The organism is Paracoccus aerodenitrificans (genome assembly GCF_027913215.1).
Classification (GTDB): Bacteria; Pseudomonadota; Alphaproteobacteria; order Rhodobacterales; family Rhodobacteraceae; genus Paracoccus; species Paracoccus aerodenitrificans.
In genome coordinates, this window is record NZ_CP115784.1 from 2,980,961 (window position 1) to 3,006,988 (window position 26,028).

23 protein-coding genes are annotated in these 26,028 nt (G+C 59.5%); 7 read left to right on the forward strand and 16 right to left on the reverse strand.

All coding sequences use genetic code 11. The annotated features are described in order from the left end of the window. Nucleotides 1-13: 13 nt before the first annotated feature. Both PAE61_RS15975 and PAE61_RS15980 read left to right on the forward strand, forming a co-directional pair. The gene (locus tag PAE61_RS15975) at nt 14-1,351 is read left to right on the forward strand and encodes an ActS/PrrB/RegB family redox-sensitive histidine kinase (RefSeq protein ID WP_271113334.1); all 1,338 of its coding nucleotides are present in this window, start codon (nt 14-16) and stop codon (nt 1,349-1,351) included. A gap of 125 nt (nt 1,352-1,476) precedes the next feature. Further along, on the forward strand, nt 1,477-2,970 hold the full coding sequence (locus PAE61_RS15980; protein WP_271113335.1) for a PAS-domain containing protein: 1,494 nt from the start codon (nt 1,477-1,479) through the stop codon (nt 2,968-2,970). Nucleotides 2,971-3,005: 35 nt separating this feature from the next. Here PAE61_RS15980 and PAE61_RS15985 read toward each other — a convergent pair whose 3' ends face one another. From PAE61_RS15985 to hslV, 3 genes are all read right to left on the reverse strand, one after another. Beyond that, on the reverse strand, nt 3,006-3,197 hold the full coding sequence (locus PAE61_RS15985) for a PLD nuclease N-terminal domain-containing protein (protein ID WP_271113336.1): 192 nt from the start codon (nt 3,195-3,197) through the stop codon (nt 3,006-3,008). A 130-nt stretch (nt 3,198-3,327) separates the two neighbouring features. Then, nucleotides 3,328-4,626 (reverse strand): ATP-dependent protease ATPase subunit HslU, encoded by a 1,299-nt coding sequence (gene hslU, locus PAE61_RS15990; protein ID WP_271113337.1) that lies wholly within the window; start codon nt 4,624-4,626, stop codon nt 3,328-3,330. A gap of 59 nt (nt 4,627-4,685) precedes the next feature. Next, nucleotides 4,686-5,243 carry an ATP-dependent protease subunit HslV gene (gene hslV, locus PAE61_RS15995; RefSeq protein WP_271113338.1) on the reverse strand — a complete coding sequence of 186 codons (558 nt, stop codon included), beginning with the start codon at nt 5,241-5,243 and terminating at the stop codon, nt 4,686-4,688. A gap of 129 nt (nt 5,244-5,372) precedes the next feature. Between hslV and PAE61_RS16000 the strand changes: the two genes are divergently transcribed. Further along, complete coding sequence (locus PAE61_RS16000) at nt 5,373-6,221, forward strand: hypothetical protein (RefSeq protein ID WP_271113339.1); 849 nt, start codon at nt 5,373-5,375, stop codon at nt 6,219-6,221. A 35-nt stretch (nt 6,222-6,256) separates the two neighbouring features. Here the strand turns inward: PAE61_RS16000 and trxA are convergent, their stop codons facing one another. The 9 genes from trxA to PAE61_RS16045 all read right to left on the reverse strand — a co-directional run bounded on the left by trxA (nt 6,257) and on the right by PAE61_RS16045 (nt 18,757). Further along, a complete protein-coding gene (gene trxA, locus PAE61_RS16005) occupies nt 6,257-6,577 on the reverse strand; it encodes a thioredoxin (protein WP_271113340.1) in 321 nt (106 codons plus the stop codon). 50 nt (nt 6,578-6,627) lie between these two features. Beyond that, entirely contained in the window at nt 6,628-10,026 is a 3,399-nt protein-coding gene (gene addA, locus PAE61_RS16010) for a double-strand break repair helicase AddA (RefSeq protein WP_271113341.1), read from the reverse strand. Then, a complete protein-coding gene (gene addB / locus PAE61_RS16015) occupies nt 10,019-12,991 on the reverse strand; it encodes a double-strand break repair protein AddB (protein ID WP_271113342.1) in 2,973 nt (990 codons plus the stop codon). The genes addA and addB overlap by 8 nt, the downstream gene beginning before the upstream one ends. After that, nucleotides 12,957-13,640 carry a nucleotidyltransferase family protein gene (locus PAE61_RS16020; RefSeq protein WP_271113343.1) on the reverse strand — a complete coding sequence of 228 codons (684 nt, stop codon included), beginning with the start codon at nt 13,638-13,640 and terminating at the stop codon, nt 12,957-12,959. Before PAE61_RS16020 ends, addB begins: the two co-directional genes overlap by 35 nt. Then, nucleotides 13,625-15,058: a tRNA (adenosine(37)-N6)-threonylcarbamoyltransferase complex ATPase subunit type 1 TsaE gene (tsaE, locus tag PAE61_RS16025; RefSeq protein WP_271113344.1), complete on the reverse strand. Its 1,434-nt coding sequence runs from the start codon at nt 15,056-15,058 to the stop codon at nt 13,625-13,627. The genes PAE61_RS16020 and tsaE overlap by 16 nt, the downstream gene beginning before the upstream one ends. Further along, entirely contained in the window at nt 15,040-16,098 is a 1,059-nt protein-coding gene (locus tag PAE61_RS16030) for an aldo/keto reductase (protein WP_271113345.1), read from the reverse strand. Before PAE61_RS16030 ends, tsaE begins: the two co-directional genes overlap by 19 nt. A 63-nt stretch (nt 16,099-16,161) precedes the next feature. Next, nucleotides 16,162-17,943 carry a sensor histidine kinase gene (locus PAE61_RS16035; RefSeq protein WP_271113346.1) on the reverse strand — a complete coding sequence of 594 codons (1,782 nt, stop codon included), beginning with the start codon at nt 17,941-17,943 and terminating at the stop codon, nt 16,162-16,164. 6 nt (nt 17,944-17,949) lie between these two features. Continuing rightward, nucleotides 17,950-18,540: an RNA polymerase sigma factor gene (locus tag PAE61_RS16040; RefSeq protein WP_271113347.1), complete on the reverse strand. Its 591-nt coding sequence runs from the start codon at nt 18,538-18,540 to the stop codon at nt 17,950-17,952. A 4-nt stretch (nt 18,541-18,544) separates the two neighbouring features. After that, nucleotides 18,545-18,757 (reverse strand): NepR family anti-sigma factor, encoded by a 213-nt coding sequence (locus PAE61_RS16045; RefSeq protein WP_271113348.1) that lies wholly within the window; start codon nt 18,755-18,757, stop codon nt 18,545-18,547. 26 nt (nt 18,758-18,783) lie between these two features. Between PAE61_RS16045 and PAE61_RS16050 the strand changes: the two genes are divergently transcribed. Beyond that, nucleotides 18,784-19,587, forward strand: a complete 804-nt coding sequence (locus tag PAE61_RS16050; RefSeq protein WP_271115175.1) for a response regulator — start codon at nt 18,784-18,786, stop codon at nt 19,585-19,587. Then, complete coding sequence (locus PAE61_RS16055) at nt 19,584-20,687, forward strand: THUMP domain-containing class I SAM-dependent RNA methyltransferase (protein WP_271115176.1); 1,104 nt, start codon at nt 19,584-19,586, stop codon at nt 20,685-20,687. The genes PAE61_RS16050 and PAE61_RS16055 overlap by 4 nt, the downstream gene beginning before the upstream one ends. Here PAE61_RS16055 and PAE61_RS16060 read toward each other — a convergent pair. From PAE61_RS16060 to PAE61_RS16075, 4 genes are read right to left on the reverse strand one after another with little or no spacing between them, the layout of a single operon-like run. Then, entirely contained in the window at nt 20,669-21,568 is a 900-nt protein-coding gene (locus tag PAE61_RS16060) for a YihY/virulence factor BrkB family protein (RefSeq protein ID WP_271113349.1), read from the reverse strand. The two genes, PAE61_RS16055 and PAE61_RS16060, sit on opposite strands and share 19 nt — an antisense overlap. 52 nt (nt 21,569-21,620) lie before the next feature. After that, nucleotides 21,621-22,337, reverse strand: a complete 717-nt coding sequence (gene dnaQ, locus PAE61_RS16065; RefSeq protein ID WP_271113350.1) for a DNA polymerase III subunit epsilon — start codon at nt 22,335-22,337, stop codon at nt 21,621-21,623. Further along, nucleotides 22,330-22,929 (reverse strand): dephospho-CoA kinase, encoded by a 600-nt coding sequence (gene coaE / locus PAE61_RS16070; RefSeq protein WP_271113351.1) that lies wholly within the window; start codon nt 22,927-22,929, stop codon nt 22,330-22,332. The genes dnaQ and coaE overlap by 8 nt, the downstream gene beginning before the upstream one ends. Next, nucleotides 22,926-23,786, reverse strand: a complete 861-nt coding sequence (locus PAE61_RS16075) for a shikimate dehydrogenase (protein WP_271113352.1) — start codon at nt 23,784-23,786, stop codon at nt 22,926-22,928. The genes coaE and PAE61_RS16075 overlap by 4 nt, the downstream gene beginning before the upstream one ends. A gap of 366 nt (nt 23,787-24,152) precedes the next feature. On the opposite strand from PAE61_RS16075, the gene PAE61_RS16080 reads away from it, so the two are divergent. Together PAE61_RS16080 and rho are read left to right on the forward strand one after the other, a co-directional pair. Further along, nucleotides 24,153-24,599: a CopD family protein gene (locus PAE61_RS16080; protein WP_271113353.1), complete on the forward strand. Its 447-nt coding sequence runs from the start codon at nt 24,153-24,155 to the stop codon at nt 24,597-24,599. Between the two features lie 151 nt (nt 24,600-24,750). Beyond that, nucleotides 24,751-26,022: a transcription termination factor Rho gene (rho, locus tag PAE61_RS16085; protein ID WP_271113354.1), complete on the forward strand. Its 1,272-nt coding sequence runs from the start codon at nt 24,751-24,753 to the stop codon at nt 26,020-26,022. Nucleotides 26,023-26,028 lie beyond the last annotated feature (6 nt).

Genomic DNA, 26,028 nt, shown 5'->3' on the forward strand with positions numbered 1-26,028 from the left:
AACAGGTGGTGACATGGCGACCAGCCCCGTTCCGGGAATCTCGCGGCTTTTTGATTTCGTTCCCAGAGCAGAGCCGATCCGAAGGCGTACACTGATACTGCTGCGATGGGTCGCATTGGGCGGTCAGATCGGAGCCATCGCGGTTGCCTGGATAATCGGCGTCAGGTTTTCAATCACTGCCGCGCTTGCGGTCGTCATATGCAGTGCGCTTCTGAACCTGTGGATGACGTTCATGCCGCAGCGCCTGACCCGGCGTGGCGTAGCGGCGCAGCTTGTCTTCGACCTCATACAGATCTCGCTTCTGATTGCGTTGACCGGCGGTCTGTCAAACCCGTTCGCGCTTCTGGTGCTGGCACCCGTGACGGTTGCAGCGACCGCTCTGCCGACCCGCGAAACTCTGATCGTCGGGCTGACGACCATCATCATGATCTCAATCGCGGCCGTAAGTGCCAGCCCGCTGCAGCATGCGACCCTCGATCTGACCATGCCGCCCGCATTGCTTCTGGCGCACTGGACGGCAATCGTGATCGGGGTAGTGTTCTTTGCAGGCTACGCGCGGCGTGTCTCGCATGAGCTTGCGGCCTCGGCCAATGCGCTTTTTGCGACCCAGCTTGCCCTGGCACGCGAACAGAAGCTGCAACATCTGGGCGGCGTGATCGCGGCGGCGACACATGAACTCGGTACACCGCTTGGGACGATCAAGCTGATCGCAACCGAATTGCGCGATGAACTGGCCGAGGCGCTTCCGGATCGCAAGGATCTGGACGAGGACGTCACGGCGCTTGCACAGTCCGCCGATCGCTGCCGGGAAATCATGCGCTCGATGGGCAGGGCAGGGAAAGAGGACCTTCAGCTTCGAACCGCTCCGCTGCGCACCTTGCTAGAAGAGGCCGCCGCGCCCCATGCAGATCGCTCACGGCAAGTCTCGATCTCGCTTGCGGATGATGTCGGTGGGCTTATCGTCAGGCGCGATCCGGGGATATTGCACGGCCTGCGCAATATCATCCAGAACGCCGTGGATTATGCCCGTCAGGACGTCGATATCGACGCCAGCATTTTCGACGGGCAGTTATCGGTCACCATTCGCGATGACGGGCCGGGATTTCCCGCGGATGTACTCAGCCAGCTTGACGATTTTCTGCCCGTCGCACGGCGCGATGACAAACCGGCAGGGCAGGAGGGGATGGGTCTGGGACTGTTTATTGCCCGGACATTGCTGGAAGGAAGCGGAGCGAGGGTTGCTTTCGGGAATGGCCGGACAGGCGCCGAAATCACGGTCACTTGGCCCGATCACCGCATCCTTGCAGATGACCGCAAGGCTCTGAAAGATAACCCATATCTTCTTGAATGAATTAACAGGTTATTAACTATTTTCAGCAAGCCTGATGTGGAATGTCGGAGTTCCACAGGCAAATGCATGACCTTGTAACCATATCGGTCGCGCTTTTTTGTACCGCAGTACCTTGCTTTGCGGGTGTGTTTATAATTCGGGGGCTGGAAAATCGTCACGTCAAAGCCTCGCTGACCGAAGGTCTGCTTGAGCCCTGTATTTTCCTCTACAACAACGAAAAACTGCTCGACGCAACAAGACCTGCCAAAGCCATTCTGGACGGGTGCGCGAGTTCGACGCTGACCTCGCTCAAGACCCGGCTGGCCCGGTGTTTTCCGGATCTTTCTGAGCTGGATAATATGCTTGCAGCAGAGGGCAGGGCGATCTTGTCTGGGAAAGATACCGCCGGGGTTCGCCTGACTGCGGAAAAAACGATCAGTGGCGCAATTCGGCTGACATTGGTGCAGCCCGAAAACACAGAGGCCGGGATTGTGATCGACGCGCTGTCCTATAAGGCGATGGAGGATGAGCTGGGTCTTCTTCGCGAAGTCGTCGACAATGCCCCCATGCTGGTTTCGCGTCGCGATTCCAGTAATGAAATAACCTGGGTCAATTCGCCATATCTCGCGCTTTCAGAGACTCTGGACCCACAGCACACGAAATGGCCATTGCCGGATATCCTCGGCGGAACAGCCGGGACGGACAGAACGCGCCGCCACGCAATACCGTCGGGGCTCGATTCGCAGGCCGCTGTTAACTGGTATGAATGTCATCAGCACATCGCCACTCACGGCACCATAACCTATGCGCTCAATGCCGATGCGAAGGTGCAGGCAGAGGAAACCCATCGCGAATTCCTCCGCTCGCTGACCAACACATTTGCGGAATTATCCATCGGACTGGCGGTGTTCGACCGTCAGCGCATTCTGCAATTATTCAATCCGGCACTGTCGGACCTGACAGGCCTGCCCACACCCTTCCTGACAGCCCGCCCCTCGCTCAGCTCTGTTCTGGACGAATTGCGCGATCGCAGAATGGTGCCCGAGCGTCGTGATTACAACGAGTGGCGCAAAGGCTTGCTTGCATTGGAAGCAGGCGAGGATTCGGGCTATTTTGCCGAGAAATGGTCCCTTCCGGGTGACCGCACCTATCGGGTCAGCGGTCGGCCCTACGGGGGCGGCGCGGCCGTGTTGCTGTTCGAAGACATTACCCCGGAAGTCAGCCGGGTCCGCGATCTCAGGGAAGAGCTTCAGAAAATCAACGATGTGATGAACACCCTTGATGAGGCACTTATTCTGTTCGACGCCCTAGGCCAAGCCCTGCTCGCCAATCAGTCTTATTTGACCCTGTGGCGCGAAGAGCCGCGGGATCTCTCCGCCGCGCTGACATTATGGCGCGGAGACTGGTCAGAAGCACCGGGGCTGGCAGAGCTGGAACAGAAACTGACATCCAGTGACACAGTATCAGCCTGCCGGGGCGTACTGTTCGGCCCCGGCGATACCGGCATTCTGAACTGGTCATTATCGCCTTTACCCGGGGGGCGGCGACTGGTGCGCTTTACACCGGCCTCCGCCAGCCAGACAGCTCATCATCCGAAAATCGAAGACAACCCGTTACCGACAGCCGAATCCGCCTCATAGCACCGGAAACGGTTGCGGAAACGAAGCCCTGAGATCTACCCGATATTCGACTTTGGCCCGGCAAAATACCACGCAATCAGCCCAACCACCGGTAGGATGGCGACAACCAGAACCCAGATAATCTTGCTGGTCCTCTCTGCGCCCGAATTGATGATCTGCGCAATCGCCCAGACATCCAGCGCAAAAATGATAAGGCCGAACAGGCCCGTGAACATATTGAATTGCATCGCTACTCCGGCATCAGATCAATTTCTCTAAGCTGCCAGTATAACGAACGCTTTGCATCGCTGGTTCCGTGCAACGCGTCCTATTCCGCCTGCCATCGCTCAAAATTTCGTGCAGGCAAAAATATCAATTTTACAGCACATAGCGCGACAGATCGGCAGATCGCGAAAGATCGCCAAGATGCTTCTCGACGAAACCGGCATCGACCACCAGCTTTTCGCCGCTGCGGTCAGGGGCCGAGAAAGACAGCTCTTCGAAGACCCGCTCGACAACCGTATAGAGCCGCCGCGCACCGATATTCTCAACACTGTCATTCACCTCGGCGGCGATCCGCGCCAACGCGGATATCCCGTCCTCGGCAAATTCGACGCTGACGCCTTCCGTGCCCATCAGCGCAGTATATTGCAGGGTCAGGGCGTTATCCGTCTCGGTCAGGATGCGCACGAAATCCTCTTCCGTCAGCGCACGAAGCTCAACCCGGATCGGCAGGCGGCCCTGAAGCTCGGGCAGCAGATCCGAGGGTTTCGAGACATGGAACGCCCCAGAGGCAATAAACAGGATATGATCGGTCTTGACCGGCCCATATTTCGTGCTGACCGTCGTACCCTCGATCAAGGGCAGCAAATCACGCTGCACCCCTTCACGGCTGACATCGCTGCCACGCGCATCGGTCCGCGCCGAGACCTTGTCGATCTCATCGATGAAAACGATGCCGTTTTCCTGAACCGCTTCCAAGGCGGCGGCCTTCACCGCCTCGTCATCCAGCAGCTTGTCGGCCTCTTCAGCGATCAGCAACTCATAGCTTTCCGCGACGGTCACTTTCCGCTTCACCCGCCGACCGCCGAAAGCCTTCATCAGCCCCGACAGGTCCATCATTCCCATGCCGCCCTGACCGGGAATATCCAGACCGCCCAGAGGATTCGAGTTATCCTGAATCTCGACCTCGATCACCGTATCGTCCAGCTCGCCCCGCTTCAGCTTGTCGCGGAACATATTCCGGGTCTGGTCCCGCGCACCCTCACCGGCAAGCACCTCGATCACCCGATCCTCAGCCGCCTTGTGAGCGCGGGATTTCACGTCCTCGCGCATCCGCTCACGCGTATCGATCATGGCCGCATCGGTCAGATCGCGGATGATCTGTTCGACATCGCGCCCGACATAGCCGACCTCGGTAAATTTCGTTGCTTCAACCTTGATGAACGGCGCCTGCGCCAGCCGGGCCAGTCTGCGGCTGATCTCGGTCTTGCCGACGCCGGTCGGGCCGATCATCAGGATGTTCTTGGGATAGACCTCATCGCGCAGATCATCCGGCAATTGCTTGCGCCGCCAGCGATTGCGCAGCGCCACAGCAACGGCCCGCTTGGCATCCTTCTGCCCGATAATAAACCGGTCCAGTTCCGAGACGATTTCACGCGGAGTCAGTTCGGTCATATTCTCTCTTTCATCCTGGCTGAAAATATCCTGGGGGTCAGGGGGCAACGCCCCCTGAATCACGCATCCAGCTTTTCGACGGTAAGGTTTCCATTGGTGTACACGCAGATATCCGCAGCGATTGCCATCGCCTTGCGGGCGATCTCTTCGGCATCCATCCCGGTCTCAAGCAAAGCCCGCGCCGCCGCCAAGGCGAAATTCCCGCCCGAGCCGATTGCGGCGATGTCATGTTCCGGCTCAAGCACATCGCCGGCGCCGGTGACGACATAAAGCTGCGCACCATCGGTGACGATCAGCATCGCTTCGAGATTGCGCAGATATTTATCGGTGCGCCAGTCCTTCGCCAGTTCGACACAGGCCCGCTGAAGCCGTCCGGGCGCGGCTTCCAGTTTCTTCTCCAGCCGCTCCAGCAGGGTGAAAGCATCGGCTGTCGAACCGGCAAATCCGACAACCACGTCACGCCCGCCCGGCGATAATCTGCGTACTTTCCGGGCCGATCCTTTCATCACCGTCTGACCGACACTGACCTGCCCATCACCTGCGACAACCACCTTGCCACCGCGCTTCACCGCAAGAATCGTGGTGCCATGCCAGCCGGGGAACTTATCATCCGCCATGAAACTCTCCTTCGTTGCAGTGCAGATAGGTGTGCGCCGCCCGGCCCGCAAGCCATTGCGGTCATATGCGGCGCAGCCTAGCTTGCGCATATGGTTGAAACAACTTTGCGAATCCATCTTGAAGAGTCCATGCTTTCGCAAGCAAAAGCGGGCCGTTTCAACTTTGCGAACCGGATCAGGGAAGCGGTGGAAGACTGTGGCTGGACCGTCGAATTTGCCGCCGAAACCGACCGCATCCCGGATCGCCGCAGCTATGCGCTTCACCATATGAGCGGTCCGTCACATTCCCGCGTTTTGCTGTTTCGCCGGACTTATTACTATCCGTTCTGGCATATCGAAAAGGACCCGCAACGCTGGCGATGGCCGGTCGCTCAAACGATATTCGAACCGGATCAGACGGATCAGGCAGAGGCGAAGCAGTTCATCCATAAATTGCGGCAGCGCATCATGCCCGACCTGTCACCCGGCACGCCCGAGCATGTGCTGATTCCCCTTCAGGAACGGCTGACCGAAATGCGCTCCTTCCAGACAATGAGCCCGCTCGACATGGTTGAAACCGTCGCCGCCACGGGCAGGCGTTGCATTGTCACATTACATCCGAAGGGTGACTACAGCGGCAAGGAAAAGCGGGCGCTCGACGCGCTGATCCGCCGTTACGACAATCTCTGCATCGGAAGCAACAGCCGCGCATTGCTGCCGGGCACGTCATTTGTCGCGACGCAAAACAGCTCGGTCGCCTTCGATGCCTATCTTCTGGCCCGGCCGGTGGTCCTGTTCGGCCAGATTGATTTCCACCATATCGCCCTGAAAGTCAGCGATCTGGGTGCAGACGAGGCCCTGCAACGCGCCCCACATCACAAGGCGTATTATGCGAAATATCTGCTCTGGTTTCTTCGCGATCAGGCGATAGATGCCTCGGCCCCCTCTGCCGGGGACCGCATCATTGAGGCCATGAGAAAGGGCGGCTGGCCAATCTGACCGCCGCCCCCAATCCATTCTCAGACAGTCTCGGATCAGACGTTTTCGTCAATCCAGGCCTTCAGCGCAGCCTTGGGTGCAGCGCCGATCTTGTTCGATACAACCTTGCCGTCCTTGAACATGAACAGCGCCGGAATGCCGCGTACGCCCATCGAAGCCGGGCTTTCCGGGTTTTCGTCCACATTCACCTTAACGATCTTGATCTTATCCGCATATTCGTCGGAAAGCTCTTCCAGAGCGGGACCGATCTGCTTGCACGGGCCGCACCATTCTGCCCAGAAGTCGACGATCACGGGCGTGTCGGAATTTACGACCTCTGCCTCGAACTGGGCATCGGTAACGGGTTGCGTGGCCATGACATACTCTCCTGAATATCTGCCGGGTGGCATAGGGAATTGAGTTACAGCTATGCAGCCGGACCTGCCGGGTCAAGGGAAGCGGCCACCCGATCCAGTATCTCATCCCGCAGCCACATCACCTCGCGCCGCGAAGTCCACAGGATGCCGGTGCGAAGCATTCGCCCCGGATAGATGCGGGATAAGGCGGAACGATAGGCCGCCATCTGCCGCAATATGCCTTGCGGCGTGGCCTCGGGACGGTCGGGAACCGTCATGTTGCTTTTATAGTCTATCAGGCTGACACGATCCGGCCCGACGATAAGCCGGTCGACAATGCCGCGAACCGGGCCGCGCCCGGGCAAGGAAAACGCCAGCTCAACCTCGGTCATCACGGTTTCATCGCCCGGAATATCGAACAGCCCGGCGAGAGGCGGCGCCTCGATCACCGCGCGAGCCTCTTCGATCAGTGTTTGCAGCATTTCTGCATCGGGCAGACCGCCCTCGCTGCCCGACAGCATGTCGCGGGCGCGATCATGCCATTCCGAATGCGCGATATCGGGCAGGTTTTCCAGCAGAAGATGCAGCCTTGTGCCGAACAGCATGGCTGCCTCGGGATCGTTTCCGTCAGGACCCGGCAGCGCCTTCGCCCCACCCAGACCGGATGCGGATAAGGGCAGTTTTCGCGGCGCAGCTTCCGGCGGAGCGGTCCACAACCAGGGCGCATCGGGGGCAGGGGGCTTCGGCTGACGTTCCGCCGCCGGAGCATCCGGCCAGTCACCGAAGCTGTAACGCGTCACCGGACCCAACCCGCCCTCAAGCTGCGTCTCCTCAAGCCCGCTTGCGGCAAGCCCGTCACGCATCATCGCATACCAGCTTTCCTCGCCCGCGCCCGGATCGCCGGCAGAAGCAACGATCAGCCAGCTTTCCGCACGGGTCATGGCCACATAAAGCAGCCGTTTCCGTTCCTCGGCATCGCGCTGCGCGGCTTCGCTGACTGCATCCTGCGCGAAATCGGGCCGCTCCACTGTCGTGCCGGTAAGCAGGGGCGGAGCATCGCCCCGGCGCAGAACTTCGGGCGGACGGTAGGCGTTTCTTTTCTTTGTATCGGGCAGGATAACCACCGGGCTTTCCAGACCCTTAGAGCCATGCACGGTCATCACCCGGATCAGGCCCTCGCCCGATCCGGGCTGGCGTCGAATCTCGACATCATCGGCTGACAGCCAGACAAGAAACCCGGTCAGCGACGGAACCTCGCTGCGTTCATATGCCAGAGCCTGAGTCAGCAATTCGTCAATGCCGTCCTCGGCCTCGGGTCCAAGCCGGGCCAGCAGACGCTCGCGCCCCGAATGACGGTTCAGCAATCGCGAGATCAGATCGAAGGGACGCAGGCTGGTATGGCGCAGCATATCGCTCAGCAATTCCTGCGCTTCCGCATGATCAGAGTCGCGCAGTCTGCGCCACAGATATTCCCGCTTCTCCCGGCCATGCGCCAGACGGAACAGCGCATCCTCATCCAGACCGATCAGCGGCGAGCGCAGCAACGCGGCCAGTGACAGATCATCCTCGGGCGTCGCAAGGAAATTCAGCATGGCGCGGATATCCCTGACGGCAAGCTCTGCCGCCAGCTTCAGCCGGTCGGCCCCCGCGACAGGCAACTCAGCCGCCTTCAGCGCCCGAATGATTTCGCTGAAGAGGGGCGATCTGCGGCCCTGAACGAGGATCAGAATATCGCCTGCATCCAGCCGCCGGATTCCCTCGCGCGTGGTGATGGATGCGCCAGAGACCGGATCGAGCATCGCCGAAATCTGCCGTGCGATCTCTTCGGCCAGCTGTGTCGGGGCGGCATCGGGCGCAAGCTGATCGACGGGTTCTTCCCAGGGAAGATCTTCGGTCTTTTCCGGGGGCTCAACCGGCGGCCACAGATCGACACGGCCCGGACGGTCGGCAAGGAAGGCACGGTGATGGCTGTCCTGTCCCAGACCCCGCCCCGCTTCGCCCGCAAATGTCGCATCCACGGCACGCAGAATAGCCGGAGAGGAACGGAAGGAATATTCCAGATCTAGCTGCTGCATCGGACGCTGAACGGCAGCGAAATCCCGGTCGAATTCCTTTTGCCGATCTTCGAAAACCGCAATATCGGCACCCTGAAACGAATAGATCGACTGTTTCGGATCGCCCACGACAAACAGGGTCCGCACCCTGTCCAGTTCCCCGGCGGTGAATTCGGCGGTCAGCCTTTCGACAACGCACCATTGCTCGGGAGAGGTATCCTGCGCCTCATCGACAAGGATATGGTCAATGCCGCCATCCAGACGGAACAGCACCCATTGCGCCATCGCCGCATCCGATAAAAGCGTGGCGGTCCGGGTGATAAGATCGTCGAAATCCAGCCAGCCCGCATCGGATTTCTGCGCCTGATAGCGGCGGGAAAACTCGGTCCCGAAGCGCAGCAACGCCGCGCTGCGCTGCACGAATTTCAGGGCGATGCGCTGCGCTCTGGCCGCTTCGACCCGCTCCATCAGATCGTTGAGCTGATCCATATAGACCGCGCAAACCCCTTCGCGCAGCTTCTTCGTGGGCAAGCCGTCGATCTTGGCGGTATAGGGCATCGCAGCGCCAGACCCGGTCAGCAACGCGCCCTCCAGAATTTCCAGCCCCACAAGACCCGGCGCAGCCCAGTCCACCTGCCGCAATTTCGCCGCCAGCTTGACATCATTGGTGCTGCCCCGGGCGATCAGCGGGATCAGTTCAGCCATCCAGACGGCTTCATCGCCGGTAAAGACCTGCGCCAGCAGATCCCCCTCGGTGAAGCCCTCGGGTACTCCGGCAGCGTCGCGCAGCGCCTGCTCTCCGCCCATCTGGTCGAGCCCGCCCGCAAGCTGCGCAAGAAGCCCGTCCAGCATATCGCCCGAATGGATCGAGGTGATGTCGCCAATTTCGGCCACACCCTCATCGGCCATATCCTCAAGCACGCGCTGCCGAAGCAATTTTGCGGAACGCTCATCAAGCTCGGTGAAGCCATGCGGCACCCCGGCTTCAAGCGGAAAGCGGCGCAGCAACGAGGCGCAGAAGCTGTGGATCGTCTGGACCTTCAACCCGCCCGGAGTCTCGATGGCCTGCGCGAAAAGCCGCCGCGCGGCGGGCAGGTCAGGCGCATCGGTGACGCCCAGATCGCGCAGCGCCGCGATCAGCCTGTCATCGGGCAGCATCGCCCATTCGCCAAGACGTTTCAGCAGCCGGTTCTGCATCTCGGTCGCGGCGGCCTTGGTATAGGTCAGGCACAGCACCCGCTCGGGCCGTGTCCCCGACAAAAGCAGCCGTGCCACCCGGTCGGTCAGAACCCGCGTCTTGCCCGAGCCTGCATTCGCGGTCAGCCAGGTGGACCGATCAGGCCGCGATGCCGTGATCTGGCGGGATGTGGCGTCATCGGGCGGCGGAAGGGTTTCGCCCTCTGGTGTATCAGTCATGATCGCCCACCTTCATCTTGACCGGCAGGTCGCCCGCACCCCATTCCCCGAAACGGGACAGATGATCGTAATCGCTGTGATCCGTCGTTTTCTGCAATGCCCTGCGTGCGCTGAACCCATAACCCAGTTGCAGATAGCTGCGGGCAAGCAGGATGAATTTCTGCCAGGTCTCCTCTGCCATCTCGGGCGAGAATTTGCGTGGCAGCGTGGCACCCTCGCCGCCAAGCTGGATATAACTGATCCCATCAACCCCGATTGGCCCAAGCGAGGGGAACGCGCCTTTCATCACCATCACAGCTTCCAGCATAAGCTGCTTGTCGAAATGCGCCATTTCATCATCGCTCGGCGGCTTGCCGGATTTATAGTCATAGACATGCGCGACCGCACCGCCGTCGAGAAGATCGATCCGGTCCGGTTTCGCCGTCAGATGCAGAGTCAGACCCGGCACCGGCAGGCGATGGCTGGTTTCCACGACCTGAGGACGCCCCCGCTGAAGCCTGTTCAGCTCATCCCGCGCGATCCGGGCCGAGATCCGCTCCATCCTTGCCTGCCAGAAGGCGCGGGCGGCGGGCCAGGGTACTTCCTCGGCCAGAACCTGCCGGGTGATCGCCAGAAACCGCTCGTGCAGCGCATCAACCCCGATATCCGGGTCCGGAGGAGGCCGAAGCAACCGTTCCGCGACCTTGTGCAACACTTGGCCGCGCAACGCGGCCCCCGGCTCGGGGCGCAGAGGGTCCAGCGGGCGCAGGCCCAGAACCTTGTCGGCATAGATCGCGTAAGGATCGCGGATCAGCGTCCGCACCTGCGTCACCGAGATCGCTGAAAATGCCGGGGCAGGCGGCACAGGGGCAGGGCGCGGAGCGGGGTCCGTCCGGTATCGGGGCAGGGACATCCTCCGCGCAAGGGCAAGCCAGCGATCCCCGCGATGGCGCATGGCATCCAGTGCGGCGGGACCGTCCCTTTCCGGCAAACCGCTCATCAGATTGGTCAGGCGATTCAGCCAGCGTGAGGGGATCGCTTCGGCATCGGCATCCTTGCGGGCGCGGGTCAGCACCACCTCGGGCGCGGCAATCGCCTGCTGAAAATCATGCGCCGACAGACCGATCTGCCGCTCCGGCACGGTCAGTCCCGCTTCCTGCCTCATAGTGCGGGACAGCCACGGATCGGGCGGCAGGCTTTGTGGCCAGCCACCTTCGGTCAGCCCCGCCAGCACCACAAGCGCACCATCCGACAGATTGACCTCCGTCCGTGCTTCACGCGTACCGCAGGCGCGGATCAGCGGATGGCCGAGATCGCGCGAACGCACCGCCTGTCCGGCAAGCTGCGTATCTATCAGCTCGGCATAATCATAAGGACCCATTGGCTGTGCGCGGTCGGCATGGGCGGCAAGGTGATCCATCACCGTCCTTGCCGCAAGACCTGCGGCCTCTCTCCACAGCCGGGATTCCGCAACCTGCCCGCCCGGCCCCGCTGCCAGATGTGAGGCCAGCCGCAGATGCGCTTCGATCCGCTCTAACACCGGCCTGCGCGATCTGTCCTCTTCCGAAGCGCCGATGATCGCCACCGCCTCACCCAACCAATCGGACCAGAGCTTCCGCGCCTCATCGCCGCGCGTTCCCCAATCGGCCAGAAATTCTGCATCGGGAAATGCCGGTCCGTGGCGACGCAGATGCAGTTCCAGATCGCGGGTCTGCCGAAGCGCGTCGCCGAAGGATGACCCGGTCGCCGTGATCGGATGCTTCAGCAGGGTCAGCACCGTATCTATGGTCAGCTTCCTGCCGAACGTTGCCGCAACATGCCTGAGGAATAATCCCTGCGGCGATAATTCCAGCGGAGACCCCGCGCTGTCGTCGATCTCCAGATTCCAGCGATCCAGAGCGGCAGCGATGCGGCGAACCAGACTGCGATCCGCGGCAAAGATCCGGGTCGCCCGGCCCTGCCCGACCGCATCGCGTATCAGAACGGCAATGGCGTCCGCTTCCTCTTGCGGCTGATCGGCCTCGATCAGGGTCAGCCCCGCCGTCGCCTCGGCCAGAGGCGGCAGGGATGGGCCTTCATCAATCCACTGATCAGTGACAGGCGCAGGCCGCAGCGCAAGCGACACCAGCCGATTGCGGTCATTCTGCGGCTGAGGCAGCCAGGGCCGGACAGGCCGGAAACGCAAAGCGGCAAGCCTTGCCTGCGGATGGTCGTCAGCCTGATCGGAAAGGGAGGACCAGATCTCTTCCGGTTGCTCGAAATCATAGCCGGGCAGTACCACGGTTCCCAACGGAATCTCTGCCAGAGCACGCAGGAAAAGCCGCGTCGCGCCATGCGATCCGGTCGAGCCCACCGCCATAATCGGCGCATCTGGCAGCTTGGTTTTCCCGGCCCAGTCCGCAGCCAAAATCTCGGCCATGCGGCGCTGACGCGCCTGCGGATCGACGGGCGGATCGGAAAGATAGAACTGCGCCGCGATTTTCAGAAAGGCCAGTGAACGCTGCCAATGCGCGGCATGTTCACGCGTGTCGATGCGTTCGAGGCTTTCGGGACCGCACCCTTCCGTCTGCATTTCGGCCATCAGATCGGCAAGAGACTCGGCCAGTTCGGGAACGGACTGACCCGCACCAAGGCCGGGATCACGGTCGATCAGCCGCGAGACCAGATTGCCCAATTCCAGCATCCGCGCCAAAGGCGAAGCGGTTTCGCCGGGCAGCGCCGCCCCAAGGTCACTGAGCAGCCGCATCTTCGGCAGTAACAGCGGCCCGTGCTCTGCCGCATGATCGTCAAACGCATTCCGCAGCGTTCTCAGCGTCCGGCCCGAGTTCACATAAACGGTGACCGCCGCCATCGCCTCTGGCGGCTTGTCGCGGCAGCGGTCGATCAGGCCTTCGGCCACGGCACGGCAGAAATCCGCGCCTGGCGGAAGCGCGAAGATCCCCGATTGCCAGTCAGACCACATCTTCAGCCAGCATCTCTTCGGCAAGCGCGATGGTTTCCGGCCTGCCGACATCGCACCACTCGCCAATATGGGAAATCCCATAGGCTCGCCCGTCCGCGATCATCAGATCCCACAGGCTGTTCAGCGAAAACACGTCCTCTCGGATCTCGGCCAGACGCTCTGTCTTGCAGATCTGACAGCCTACATAGACCATATCTCCGCCCCGGCTAATCTTGCCGGTATGGCTGAGGGTAAAGTCCCCCGGCCCAACCCGGCCCCGTGCGCGATCCCGTGGAAGCAGCATCAGCAGGCAGTCCATCCGCTGAGGGTCCCAGGCCATCTGCAATGCGGAAAGCGGGTTGGGTCCGGTCCAAACCACATCCGGGTTAAGCGTCATCACCGCCCCGCCCCCGAGAAGCGGTAAAGCCTTGCGCAACCCGCCGCCGGTTTCCAGAAGCGCATCGGTTTCATCCGAAATGAGGATATCACCTCCTGCCAGATGGTCATGGATCTGCCCGCCCAGATAATGCGCATTGACCACGATCCGCCCGACACCGGCCTCGCGCCCCAGATCGATTGCGCGGTCAAGCAATGTCCGGCCCGAGACCTTCAGAAGCGGTTTCGGCGTCGTGTCGGTCAGAGGCGCCATGCGGGTTCCCTTACCGGCGGCGAAGATCATCAGGGGCAGGGACATTGCGACCTGATCCTTTCGATTATCTCTGTTGACGGGGCGGGCTGACGGGAAACCAGATCCGACAGCTCTGCCAGTTCGGGCAAGGCAAGCACCTTCTGGATGAGCTGCCAGCTTCTCGGCATGAAGTCCAGATAGCGCGTTTTTCCGTCCCGCAGGCAAAGCCGTGTGAAAATTCCCATGATCCGCAGGTTACGCTGCGCACTCAGCAAGGCAAAGGCGGGCCTGAAACGATGGGGATCAAGCCCGGTCTCGTCCAGAAACCGGGCAATGGTGGCCTGTTCAACCTGCTCTGACAGGGTTCGCCTTGGATCATGCAAAGCCGATGCAAGGTCATAGCCGGGATGCGCCGCAACAGCGTCCTGAAAATCCAGCAGACCCAGACGATCATCCGGCGTCAGAATGATGTTTTCCGCGTGAAAATCGCGCAGGCTCGTGACCGGAGCCATATCCGCACAAAGCCGCGCATGAAGCTTTTCGATACAGAGGCCGATCTGATCTGCGGCCTGTTGCGCCTCCTGACCGGCACCTGCGGCAGAGGGATACCACTCGGCGAAAAGCCCCACCTGCCGCGCCATTTCCGGCCCGTCGAGCGCGAGAATGCCCGGCGCAGGCGGGTAAGAAGACAACCGCGCAAGCAAAGACGCGATCCGGGTATAAAGCGGCTCTGCCATCATGGGCTGCGCGTCGATCACACGGGCAAGCTGAGCATCCCCGAAATCCTCGATGAGTGCGAGGCCAAGCGTCCGATCCGCAGCATGGATCTGTGGAACGGTGAAACCGCGCTCCTCAAGCCAGAGCGTCATTGCAAGATAGGATGCCAGCGTTTCGGGGTCGGCATCCATCAGCACCGCCTGACCCTTTTCGCCCGTCAGACGAAAATAGCGCCGCGCCGAGGCATCGCCTGCAAGAAACTCTACCCTTGCATCGGCCCAGTCTGCGGACTGGATGAAAGCGGCTCGCTGCGCTGCACGGACAATATGGCTCCACCGCCCGGCATCGCCGAGAAGTTCGATATGCCGGATTTCGGGATCAGGCAGGGTTGAAAGGCGAATGGTCAGCGCATCATCGACCCTTTCCATGCGGTCCGGCCATTCGATCAGCGTGATGGAACCAGACATGGCATCGGTCAGGCCAAGTTCTTCAATCTCGGCGGGATCGGTCAGCCGGTACAGATCCGCATGCCAGACCGGCACATCGGCATCATAGGTCTGAACCAGAGTGAATGTCGGGCTGGGGACATCTTCCGAAGGGTTGTTCAGATGCGCCCGGATCAGCGTCCGCGCCAGAAGGGATTTGCCCGCCCCAACCGGGCCTTCAAAAAGGATCGTGTCACCGGCACGCAACTCGGTCGCGATGGCGCGGCCGAGTGCTTCGGTCAGGGAGACGTCTCCGCCAAGGGTCAGTAAGGCATCGGCCATGCGCGGTGCAGATCGTCGATTGCGGTCCTGAGATCGTCCGGGATGGCAGTATCCAGCCCGGCCAGTTGATGTTCCAGTTGAGAAAGACTGGTCGCGCCGAGGATCGGCACCACCGGGAAGGGCCGGGTTTTCAGCCATGCAAGCGCCATGTGAACCGGGTCAATCCCGTATTCACGGGCCAGATCGTGATAAGCGGCCACCGCGTCGAAGACCCGCGCGGATTTGCGTCCGCCGAGATTGCCCTTGCCGCCACTGGCGATATCCGCCGCCATACGGCTGCCCTCAGGGATGGCTCCGTTCTGATATTTGCCGGTCAGAAGCCCCGCAGCCAGAGGCGAATAGGCCAGAAGCGTCACCTTCTCATTCACGGCAAGCTCGGCAAAGTCGGTGTCGTAAAGGCGGCAGATCAGCGAATATTCGTTCTGCACCGACACGACGCGGGCGGCATCCTGACGCTCTGCGGTGTCGATCCAGCGCAGCGTGCCCCATACCGTCTCATTCGACAGACCGAAATGACGCACTTTTCCTTCGTGAATGACGGTATCCATCGCACGCAGGATTTCCTGAAAATGGTCGATATTCTGCCGCCGGTCCTGACCCGAGGGGTCATAATTCCAGTTCTGGCGGAAATTATAGCTTCCCCGCATCGGCCAGTGAAGCTGATACAGGTCGATCACATCCGTCTGAAGCCGCCGCAGAGAGTCCTCGACACAGCGCAGAACCGAGTCGTAAGTGATCCCCTCACCATCCCGCACGACGGCACTGTCGCCGGTGATCTTGGTGGCGATTTCGACCTTGTCCCGGCGACCGATGCGGGCCAGCCAGTTGCCGATATATTCCTCGGAGCGCCCGACCGTTTCTGTCCTGACCGGATTGACCGGATACATTTCGGCGCAATCCAAAAACGTGATCCCGGCATCCAGAGCCCGGTCAAGCTGGGCATGGGCGTCCGACTCATCGGTCTGGTTGCCGAAGGTCATCGTCCCAAGACAGAACGCGCTGACATCGAGGCCGCTTTGTCCAAGTTTTTCGCGGTTCATGTGAACTCCTGTGGCTTCGCGGCGGACGCTACAATCTGCGCCGGGCGATGGAAACCCCGCCCGTCAGTGCCGGGCGCCATCCCGCGCGGCAGAGGTCAGAACCACGGCGCGATCCTCGATCGGAAGCGGGCGGATTTCTTCGGTGCGGAAGACAAGGGACAGGGTAAATTCCGTATCCGTGGCCTTGGTGACGGCCTTGCCCTCCAACTGTTCGGCGAAGGCCTCGATAAGCTGGCTGCCAAGCCCGGTCCCGTCCATTTCGCGATCCTGAGTGCCGATCGAATTCGTGACCTCCAGCCGGGCATGGTCGTCATCGACACGTTTAAGCTCCACGCGCACATGCGCCTCACCCGAGCCGTCAGGAGTACCGGCATATTTCAGCGCGTTGGTGAATGCTTCATTCGTCAGAAGGGTCAGCGGCACCGCCTGATCGGGTTGCAGGATCAGCGGCTCGATATCGGTTTCCACCTTTAGCCGGTGATCGGGGCTGCTGGATGCGCGAGTCATCTGATTGATAATCTCTGATATGAGCCGATCAGCGTCGACAGATTCCAGATGCTCCGCCTGATACAGATTCTTATAGATCGACGCGAGCGATGCGACACGATCCTGCACCGAGCGCAGCACGCGCTTGGCATCGTCATCACTGATGACCCTGCCCTGCATCGAGATGATCGACGCGATAAGCTGAAGGTTATTTTTTACCCGGTGATGGACCTCCTTCAGCAGCACCGTCTTTTCGTCGATAGCAGCCTCCAGAGCGGCTTCGTCGCGGTTCAGAATACGCACCATATTATGAAAAGTGCGACTGACATCCGCGATTTCGGTCGGGGCATCCTTGATGATACGCGGCGGCGCGGCACGGTCTCCGACGGCAAAGCGGCGCATTTGGCTGCGGAGTTCGCGCACATGGCGCAGCACCAGCCGGTAAACCGCGTAATAGGCAACCCCAAGCGACACTGCCCATAATGCCACGGCAAACAGAACAGCCGTCAGCTTGGTCACGCGATAGCCCTGTACACCCGCCTCCATCGGACTGAAGCTGCCAAGCGCATAGACCAGACCCGGCACTACGGAAACGACGGCGAAAACCCGCTGTTCACCCGATGCCGTCACATCTGAAAAGGTGGTTTCAGCCCGCGAAATCAGGCTGCGCAGGGTTTCGTTCCGGGGCAATGCACCGCTGATTTCCTGTACCACATTATCATCTGCCGAAAGAATATCCCCCTCGACATTGAAGGTGATCGTCCGCGTCCCCTCAGAGCTGTAGATCGAACTATGCGTCGAATGCAGAAGATCCTGCGACAGGGACAGGGCCACATAACCCAGCAATTCACGGTCGCGATACAAAGGCTGCGCCACGACGACGACAGAGCGGCCAGATACGGCACCCTGACGCAGCGGAACAACCATCGTCGTCGGGTTTGCGATGAAATATTCATAGGCGGCAAAACCGTTCAGCTGACGTGTCTCACCGGCTGAATTACAGTTCGAGACGCCGTCGATCCGGGTAAATCCAGCATAAACATAGGTCGCGCCACGCTCGACAAAGGCCCGCAGCATTTCCGAACAGGCTTCCGGATCGTCGATATCGCGAAGCACTGCCGGGCCAAGCGCATCGGCGGTCCCGAGTGCGCTTTGCAGCAAGGCACGCTCTCCGGCGGCGGCGGCCCCGGTCCGCCCGACAATCGCAGTTTCCGCCGAGCGTTCGGCTTCGCCCGACAGATACATTGTCTGGATCAGCGACATCAGCCCGATGGGCAGGATCGCCACCGACAGAAGCGCAGCAAGACGAAAGCCGAGACCCTTGGTGAACTGCAGCGTTTCTGCAAGTTCCCGCAGCATGACGGCTCAGCGCATGACGGGGGCGTTCGACGCCATCGCTGCAAGCGTCGCGCGGTCGGTCATTTCCAGCTCTTCGCCGTCTTCAAGATGAAGAAGCTCGGCCAGTCTGCGGCGGCCCCGGTTCGCGCGGGATTTCACCGTGCCAACGGCAACGCCGGTCATCTGAGCGGCTTCCTCATAGGAAAACCCCGACGCGCCGACCAGAATCAACGCCTCGCGCTGTTCATCGGGAAGCTTCTCGAAAGCAGCGCGGAAATCGTTCAGCGCCAGCCGCCCGTCATGTTCCGGCCTTGTCGCAAGCCGCGCGGCATGGATACCATCCGCATCCGATACTTCGCGCTTGGTCTTGCGGCGTGCGGAATAGAATGTGTTCCGCAGAATGGTAAACAGCCAGGCGCGCAGATTCGTGCCGGCCTGAAACTTATCTATATTCGTCCATGCCTTGACGATGGTATCCTGTACCAGATCGTCGGCGGACGCACCGTCACGAGTCAGGGAGAGTGCAAAGGCACGCAGAGCGGGCAAATGATCGACCAGTTCGTCACGAGGAGATTCGCCGGATTTCTGTTCCTGCGAAAGATTGGCGTTCTGAGCCATAAAATTACTCCTGCTCGCGCAGTTTTTCTAATAACGCAAGAAACCGGTCGGGGACCTCCTGCTCGCTGTCCTGTTCGTAGACTCGCTTCAGGTTATCATCGATTTGCTTGTCCAGAGCAGTTTTCTTGCGTTCATCCCGCTTGCTCGTCATGTTTTTGTTAATCCCGACAATCTTGTGCGCACGCCGCTCAACCGCTAGAGGATGAAGAGGTTCCATTTAGGGCCGCGATGATCGAGGTTTATATGTCTTCTGCCGAGCTTGCCAAGTCTATCGGACGTGAACTTCCGTTCCTGCGCCGCTATGCGCGCGCCCTTACGGGCAGCCAGACCGCCGGCGATAACTATGCCGCGGCGGCGCTAGAGGCAATTCTTGCAGATCGCAGCGTCATGGATGGGCTCGATCCCCGCGTCGGCCTGTTCCGGGCATTTCACGCCCTCTGGGAATCCAGCGGCCAGCCCATCTCGGAAGCCGATGGCGGAGAGCGTGGCCAGCGTGCACAAGCGCATCTGTCGAAGCTGACCCCGAATTCGCGTGAGGCATTGCTTCTGAACTCGATAGAAAGCCTGCGCTTCGACCAGATTGGCGAGATCATGGGAATCGACGCTGCCGAGGCTGAAGAACTTGTCCGTATCGCAATGGACGAAATGAGCCAGTCAGTGCGCGGCAAGGTCATGATTATCGAGGATGAGACAATCATCGCAATGGATCTTAAAGGGATCGTGCAGGCGATGGGCCACGAGGTAACCGGGATCGCCCGTACGCATTCCGCCGCTGTTCAGCTTGCATCAGAGCAGCGCCCGGATCTGATCCTTGCCGATATCCAGCTTGCGGACGGATCCTCCGGTATCGACGCCGTGAATGAGCTTCTGGGGTCTCTGGGCGAACTGCCGGTGATCTTCATCACTGCCTTCCCCGAGCGCCTGCTGACCGGGGATCGGCCCGAACCCGCATTCCTGATCTCGAAACCCTACAGCGAAGATCAGGTCAGTTCGGCGCTGAGTCAGGCAATGTTCTTCGCGTCAACCGAAGGGTTGGGCGCAAGCTGAGCGATTTTGGTATTTTTCTGGTTGCGACGCCGGGGCTGGAAAAGCCTCTGGCCGATGAGGCGCGGGAGCTTGGTTTTGCTGATCCGGTAATCGTTCCGGGCGGGGTGGAAACAAGGGGGAACTGGCCCGAGATCTGGCGTGCAAATCTGACGTTGCGCTGCGCGACACGGGTGCTGGTCCGGTTCGCGGAATTTCGCGCCATGCATCTTGCGCAGCTTGATAAACGGGCCCGCAAGCTGCCCTGGGCCGATATTCTGCGGCCAGATCTGCCTGTCCGGGTCGAGGCAAGCTGCCGGAAATCGCGTATCTACCATGCAGGCGCGGCAGCGCAGAGGATCGAACGCGCCATTCGCGAGGAACTGGGTGCGCCGATCAGCAAGGATGCAATCACCGTCATCAAGCTTCGCATAGAGGACGATCTGGCGGTTATCAGCCTGGATTCCTCGGGAGAGAGCCTGCATAAGCGTGGGTATAAAGAGGCTGTCGCGAAGGCTCCGATGCGTGAGACGATGGCGGCGGCGTTTCTTCGGGAATGCGGTTTTACCGAGGAAGAGCCGGTTTTCGATCCCATGTGCGGCTCTGGGACATTCATGATTGAGGCTGCGGAACGCTCGGCGGGATTATTGCCGGGCCGGGGCAGAGGGTTTGCATTCGAGCAATTTGCCAGCTTCGATCCGGATATTTGGGCCAGGATGAAATCCGAAACAGCGCCTGTCGTGCCCGCCTGTCGGTTTGGCGGCGCCGACCGCGATCCGGGTGCCGTTCGGATGAGTCAGGCGAATGCAGAGCGTGCCAGCGTTGCGGAGTGGTGCAGTTTTGCGCAAGGCGCGGTTGAGGATGCCATGCCACCTTCGGGGCCTCCGGGACTGGTTATTATCAACCCTCCTTATGGGGCGCGGGTCGGCAATAAGGGGCCGCTTTTCGCGCTTCATGCGCGGATGGGTGAGGTGTTGCGCAGCCGGTTTCAGGGCTGGCGCGTCGGTATCGTGACCTCAGAGCCCGGTCTGGCTAAAGCGACCGCGCTGCCATTCAAGCCACCCGGTCCGATCGTCGCGCATGGCGGGCTGAAGATCCGGCTGTATCAGACCGGCCCGCTCTGAGCCTCTGCCGCTTCCTCGGCCAATGAACTTCTTGCTTCGCGGGCGGCGGCGATCCGGCGGCGGCGGCGGAGTTCGACATTGAAGATCGCTCCAAGCATGACCGAGAAAGCCGCAAGATAGAACCACATCAGAAGCGCCACGACAGCACCGATAGAGCCGTAGATACGGTTATAGCTGTTGAAACTGCCGAGATAGGCCGAGAAAGCGAGCGATGCGAGGCCCCATGCAATTGTCGCGACCACGGAACCCCATGTAAAGATCGGCGTCCGAGGGCGGTGCACATTGGGACCATAGCGATACAGAATGCCGATCCCGATCATCACGATCAGCAGCATCCCGGCCCAGGGCAGCGCCGTGATCAGCCAGCCGCCGAGGGGACCCAAGGTAAACAGATTGAGAATGACGGGAACGACGACAATCGTCAGAAGGCCAATGATGACTACACCGACGATTGCAAGCGTCAGCGCGTAAGCCAGAATAAACCCGACAATGGTGGAATGCGCACGGACCCCGTAAGCGGCATTCAGGCCACGGACCAATGCGTTCACCCCGGCCCGTGCGGCAATCGTGGCGATCATGAATGATACAAATGTCGTCCAGCCAAGCGATGTCCGCCCGCCCGAGACAAGCGAATCCACCTGTGCCTGAAGGATGTCCATTGCCTCAGGCGGAATGAATTCCTCTCCGACATGGACATATTGCTGAATGACATGAGGATCGTACCACAGGCCCCAAAGCGCGATGATCGCAGCAAGGCCCGGAAAGACCGCAAACATCGCGTAGAAGGCCACGCCCGCGGCGATCAGCCCCATATGAATCTTATCCATCCGCTCACCAAGAGCGCTGACAAATTGCCAGATGTCGCGAAGCGGTTCGATCATTTCTTTTATGCCTGTTGCCTCTGTCCAAGCATCACCGCTTCACAGGCAGAGTTCAACCACTCGGGTTTGCCGTATATCGCAGCCAGATGGCATCCTCGCCCATTGCCGCGATGAAATCAGCATGTGACTGCTGTTCAGCGGCGCTGAGGCGCGAGGGCAAAGGGGAGGGTCTTGAGCGCGTCATTGCGCCGCTGTTTTCCTGATGCTGTTGAGGTTCAGACTGTGATGTCGGTACATCGAGGACCAGATCCGGCTGCCTTCCCCCGATCAACTCAAGATAGACCTCCGCCAGAATTTCGCTGTCCAGAAGTGCGCCGTGAAGCGTCCGGGCCGAGTTATCTATGCTGAAGCGTCGGCACAGCGCATCCAGTGAGTTCTGTGCACCGGGGAACTTCTCGCGGGCCATTGCCAGCGTATCTATTGCGCGAGACCAGGGAAGGCGAGGATGGCCAACCTTTTCAAGCTCTGCATTCATGAATTTCATATCGAAGGATGCGTTATGGATCACCAGCTTTGCATCGCTGCCAATGAACTCCATGAATTCCTGTGCAACTTCCGAGAAAAGCGGCTTGTCGCTGAGAAACTCTGCCGTCAGGCCGTGGATGGCGACTGCGGATTCGGGAACATCCCGTTGCGGGTTCACATATTTGTGGAATGTTCTTCCCGTTGGCAGATGGTTCAGAAGCTCGACTGCGCCAATCTCGACCAGACGGTCGCCCTGATCGGGATCGAAGCCGGTCGTTTCCGTGTCCATGACGATCTCACGCATCGCGACTCTCCAGAATTTCGCGACAGATCACTGCGACGGCCTGCTCTGCTGCCTGTAAATTGTCGGTCGGGATGATCCAGTCCGCACGGGCACGCTTTTCCGCATCGGGGATTTGCCGGGATTTTATCAGCTCGAACTGGTGTTCGGTCATACCTGGGCGGGACAGAACCCGTTTGCGTTGTGTCGCAGCATCCGTAGAAACAACTGCCACGCCATCCATCTGAGATTCGGCTCCGGTTTCATAGAGAAGCGGTATGTCCAATACAACGATTTCAGCACTGGCGGCTTTGGCTTCATCTATGAACAATGCGCGGTCAGAGGCCACCAGGGGGTGAACGATTTCTTCAAGTCGCGTCAAAGCGCCGGGGTCGTTCGAAATCTGTTCTTTCAAGGCATCTTTTTCGATTGCGGAATCCCGGAGCGCCGAAGGGAATGCTTTTGCAACCGGTTCGATAGCAGCGCCGCCTTTTGCATAGAGGCGACGCACCGCCGCGTCCGCATCCCAGACAGGATAACCACGCGCGGCAAACATCCGCACGGTTGTCGATTTTCCCATTCCTATTGATCCGGTAAGGCCGAGGCGGAATGTCACAATACGGCCTGTCTCAGTTCTTCGTCCACCTCGGGACGTTGTCCGAACCAGCGTTCAAACCCCGGCACGGCCTGATGCAGCAACATTCCCAGCCCGTCTACGACCATGCAGCCGCGTTGCTGTGCTTCTTTCAGAAAATCCGTCATCAGCGGTGTATAGACCAGATCCGTCACCAGAGTTTCGGGTGCAAGCGCATCCAGCGGCACTGGAAGCGGTGCTTTACCTGTCATTCCCATTGAGGTGGCGTTGATGGCAGTATGGGCCCCTTCAAGCATGTTGCCTGCCTGCGCCCAGTCATAAACGACGACCTTTGCGCCGAATTCAGCACGGATCTGGTCGGCGCGTAGGCGTGTGCGGTTCGTGATCCGCAGCTCTGGAACCCCGCTTTCAAGAAGCGACGCCACGACAGCACGCGCGGCGCCTCCTGCACCGATCACCGCGGCCGGACCCTGATCGGGACGCCAGTCAGGCGCTTCCTGCAAAAGATTGGCAAGGAAACCGTAGCCATCCGTATTATCGGCGTGGATTTTTCCATCCTCGCGGAAGATCAGCGTATTGGCGGCTTTGATCAATGCGGCGCGGTCGGTAAGGCTGTCCGACAGGCGCAGCGCGGCCTCTTTATGGGGGATGGTCACATTGACCCCGACAAACCCCATCTTCGGCAGCGTTTTCAGAACGTTTTCCAGATTATCGGGATGGACAGGCAATGGAATATAGCCGCCCTCTAACCCATAGCGATCAAGCCAATGGCCATGCACCAATGGCGACCGCGAATGCGCGATCGGCCAGCCCAAAACACCAGCCAGTGGCGGGTGCGTGGGAAACGATTCATCTTTTATTTCAGGCGTCGTGGTCATTCTCTCTGGATAGCGGCGACTGCGTTGACATGAAAGTAAAACCTTGGCGGCATAAATCAGTGGGCAGAGCTGTGCAAAACATGGTGGATCTGTGCGGCCCCATTAACCTCTGGGGAGAAAGGGCATGAACGCAAGAAGAACCCGGATGAGTCATCCACTTGCGAACAGCCATGCTGTGGTTATCCTTGGCGTGTGGATAAAGTGTCCGTATCTTTTTTAGTATTTGATAATAATGAATAAACTTGTTTTAGAAGCTTTCCGTATCTGGGGACAGAATAGCGGAAAAACTGCTTATCCGATAATCCACAGGGCTTACAATCATCATCATCTTTCTTCTTTTTCTTTTCTTTATTAGTAAGAGACGCGATGCTTTCTGTACTCAGCTCTGTCTATCCTCTGGTTAAGGCCCTGCACATCATTGCCGTGGTGGCATGGATGGCAGGGTTGTTTTATCTGCCGAGACTCTATGTTTATCACGCAGAGCGAGGCGGGGAATCATCTGAGCCGACAGCAAGTTTCATGATCATGGAAGACAAGCTGCTTCGCCTGATCATGAACCCGGCGATGATCGCAACCTGGGTATTTGGGTTGATGCTGGTGATGACGCCCGGGATTGTTGACTGGTCTATGCTATGGCCCTGGTCAAAGGCGGTTGCTGTTCTTGCAATGAGCTGGTTTCACATGTGGCTTGCACGACAGCGAAAATTGCTTGCACAAGGTGAAGGCGTCAGTGGCCGCACATATCGGATGATGAATGAGCTGCCGACGTTGCTGCTGATCGTCATCGTTTTTTCAGTCGTCTTGAAGTTTTAAAGTCTCTGCCTAGTTTCTGGCGATCTGTCAGGCAAGTTGACTCGAATCGTGCTGTGATTTATGTGGCGGTCAACGGTCCGGCCGTCCGGCACGGATTTTTTCCAGATAATAATGAATGCGACCTGCTGAGCGGGCGTGATGCGGTGATGCTATGAATGAAGAGCGATTGAACCTTTCGGACCTGAAAGCGAAGAGTCCGAAGGATCTTCTGGCGATGGCCGAAGAATGGGAGATCGAGAACGCCTCGACCATGCGGAAGGGCGAGATGATGTTCTCGATCCTGAAAGAGCATGCCGAGGACGGTTTCGATATTGGCGGCGACGGTGTGCTTGAGGTCGTTCAGGACGGGTTCGGTTTCCTGCGCTCGACCGAGGCGAACTATCTGCCGGGTCCTGACGATATCTATGTCAGCCCGGATATGATCCGGCAGCATGCGCTGAGAACAGGGGATACTGTTGAGGGCGTGATCCGTGCGCCGGGGGAAAATGAACGTTATTTCGCTTTGACCAAGGTTGAGCGGATCAATTTTGAAGACCCTGAACGGGCGCGTCATAAGGTGGCATTCGATAACCTGACCCCGCTTTATCCGGATGAGCGCCTGAAGATGGAGCTGGAAGATCCGACGACGAAGGACCGTTCGGCCCGGATCATCGATCTGGTTGCGCCGATCGGGAAGGGACAGCGTTCGCTGATCGTCGCGCCGCCGCGCACGGGTAAAACGGTACTGTTGCAGAATATTGCGCATTCCATCGAGAAAAATCACCCGGAATGTTATCTGATCGTTCTTCTGATTGATGAACGGCCTGAAGAAGTGACGGATATGCAGCGCTCGGTCCGTGGCGAGGTGGTGAGCTCGACATTTGATGAGCCTGCAAGCCGCCATGTCGCCGTGTCCGAAATGGTAATTGAAAAGGCCAAGCGTCTGGTTGAGCATAAGCGAGATGTAGTGATTTTGCTCGATTCTATTACTAGACTTGGTAGGGCCTTTAACACGGTGGTGCCGTCTTCCGGTAAGGTTCTGACGGGTGGTGTCGATGCCAATGCGCTTCAGCGGCCGAAGCGATTCTTTGGCGCTGCGCGGAATATTGAAGAGGGTGGGTCTCTGACGATTATCGCGACGGCTTTGATCGATACCGGGTCGAGAATGGACGAGGTCATCTTTGAGGAATTCAAAGGGACGGGCAATAGCGAGATCGTTCTAGATCGGAAAGTTGCAGATAAGCGTGTCTTCCCGGCGATGGATATCCTTAAATCAGGCACGCGGAAGGAGGAACTTCTGGTCGATTCCAAGGATTTGCAGAAGACATATCTGTTGCGGCGGATTCTGAACCCGATGGGGACGACGGATGCCATCGAGTTCCTGATCTCGAAACTCAAGCAGACGAAGAACAATGCAGAGTTCTTCGATTCAATGAATGCGTGATGTGTC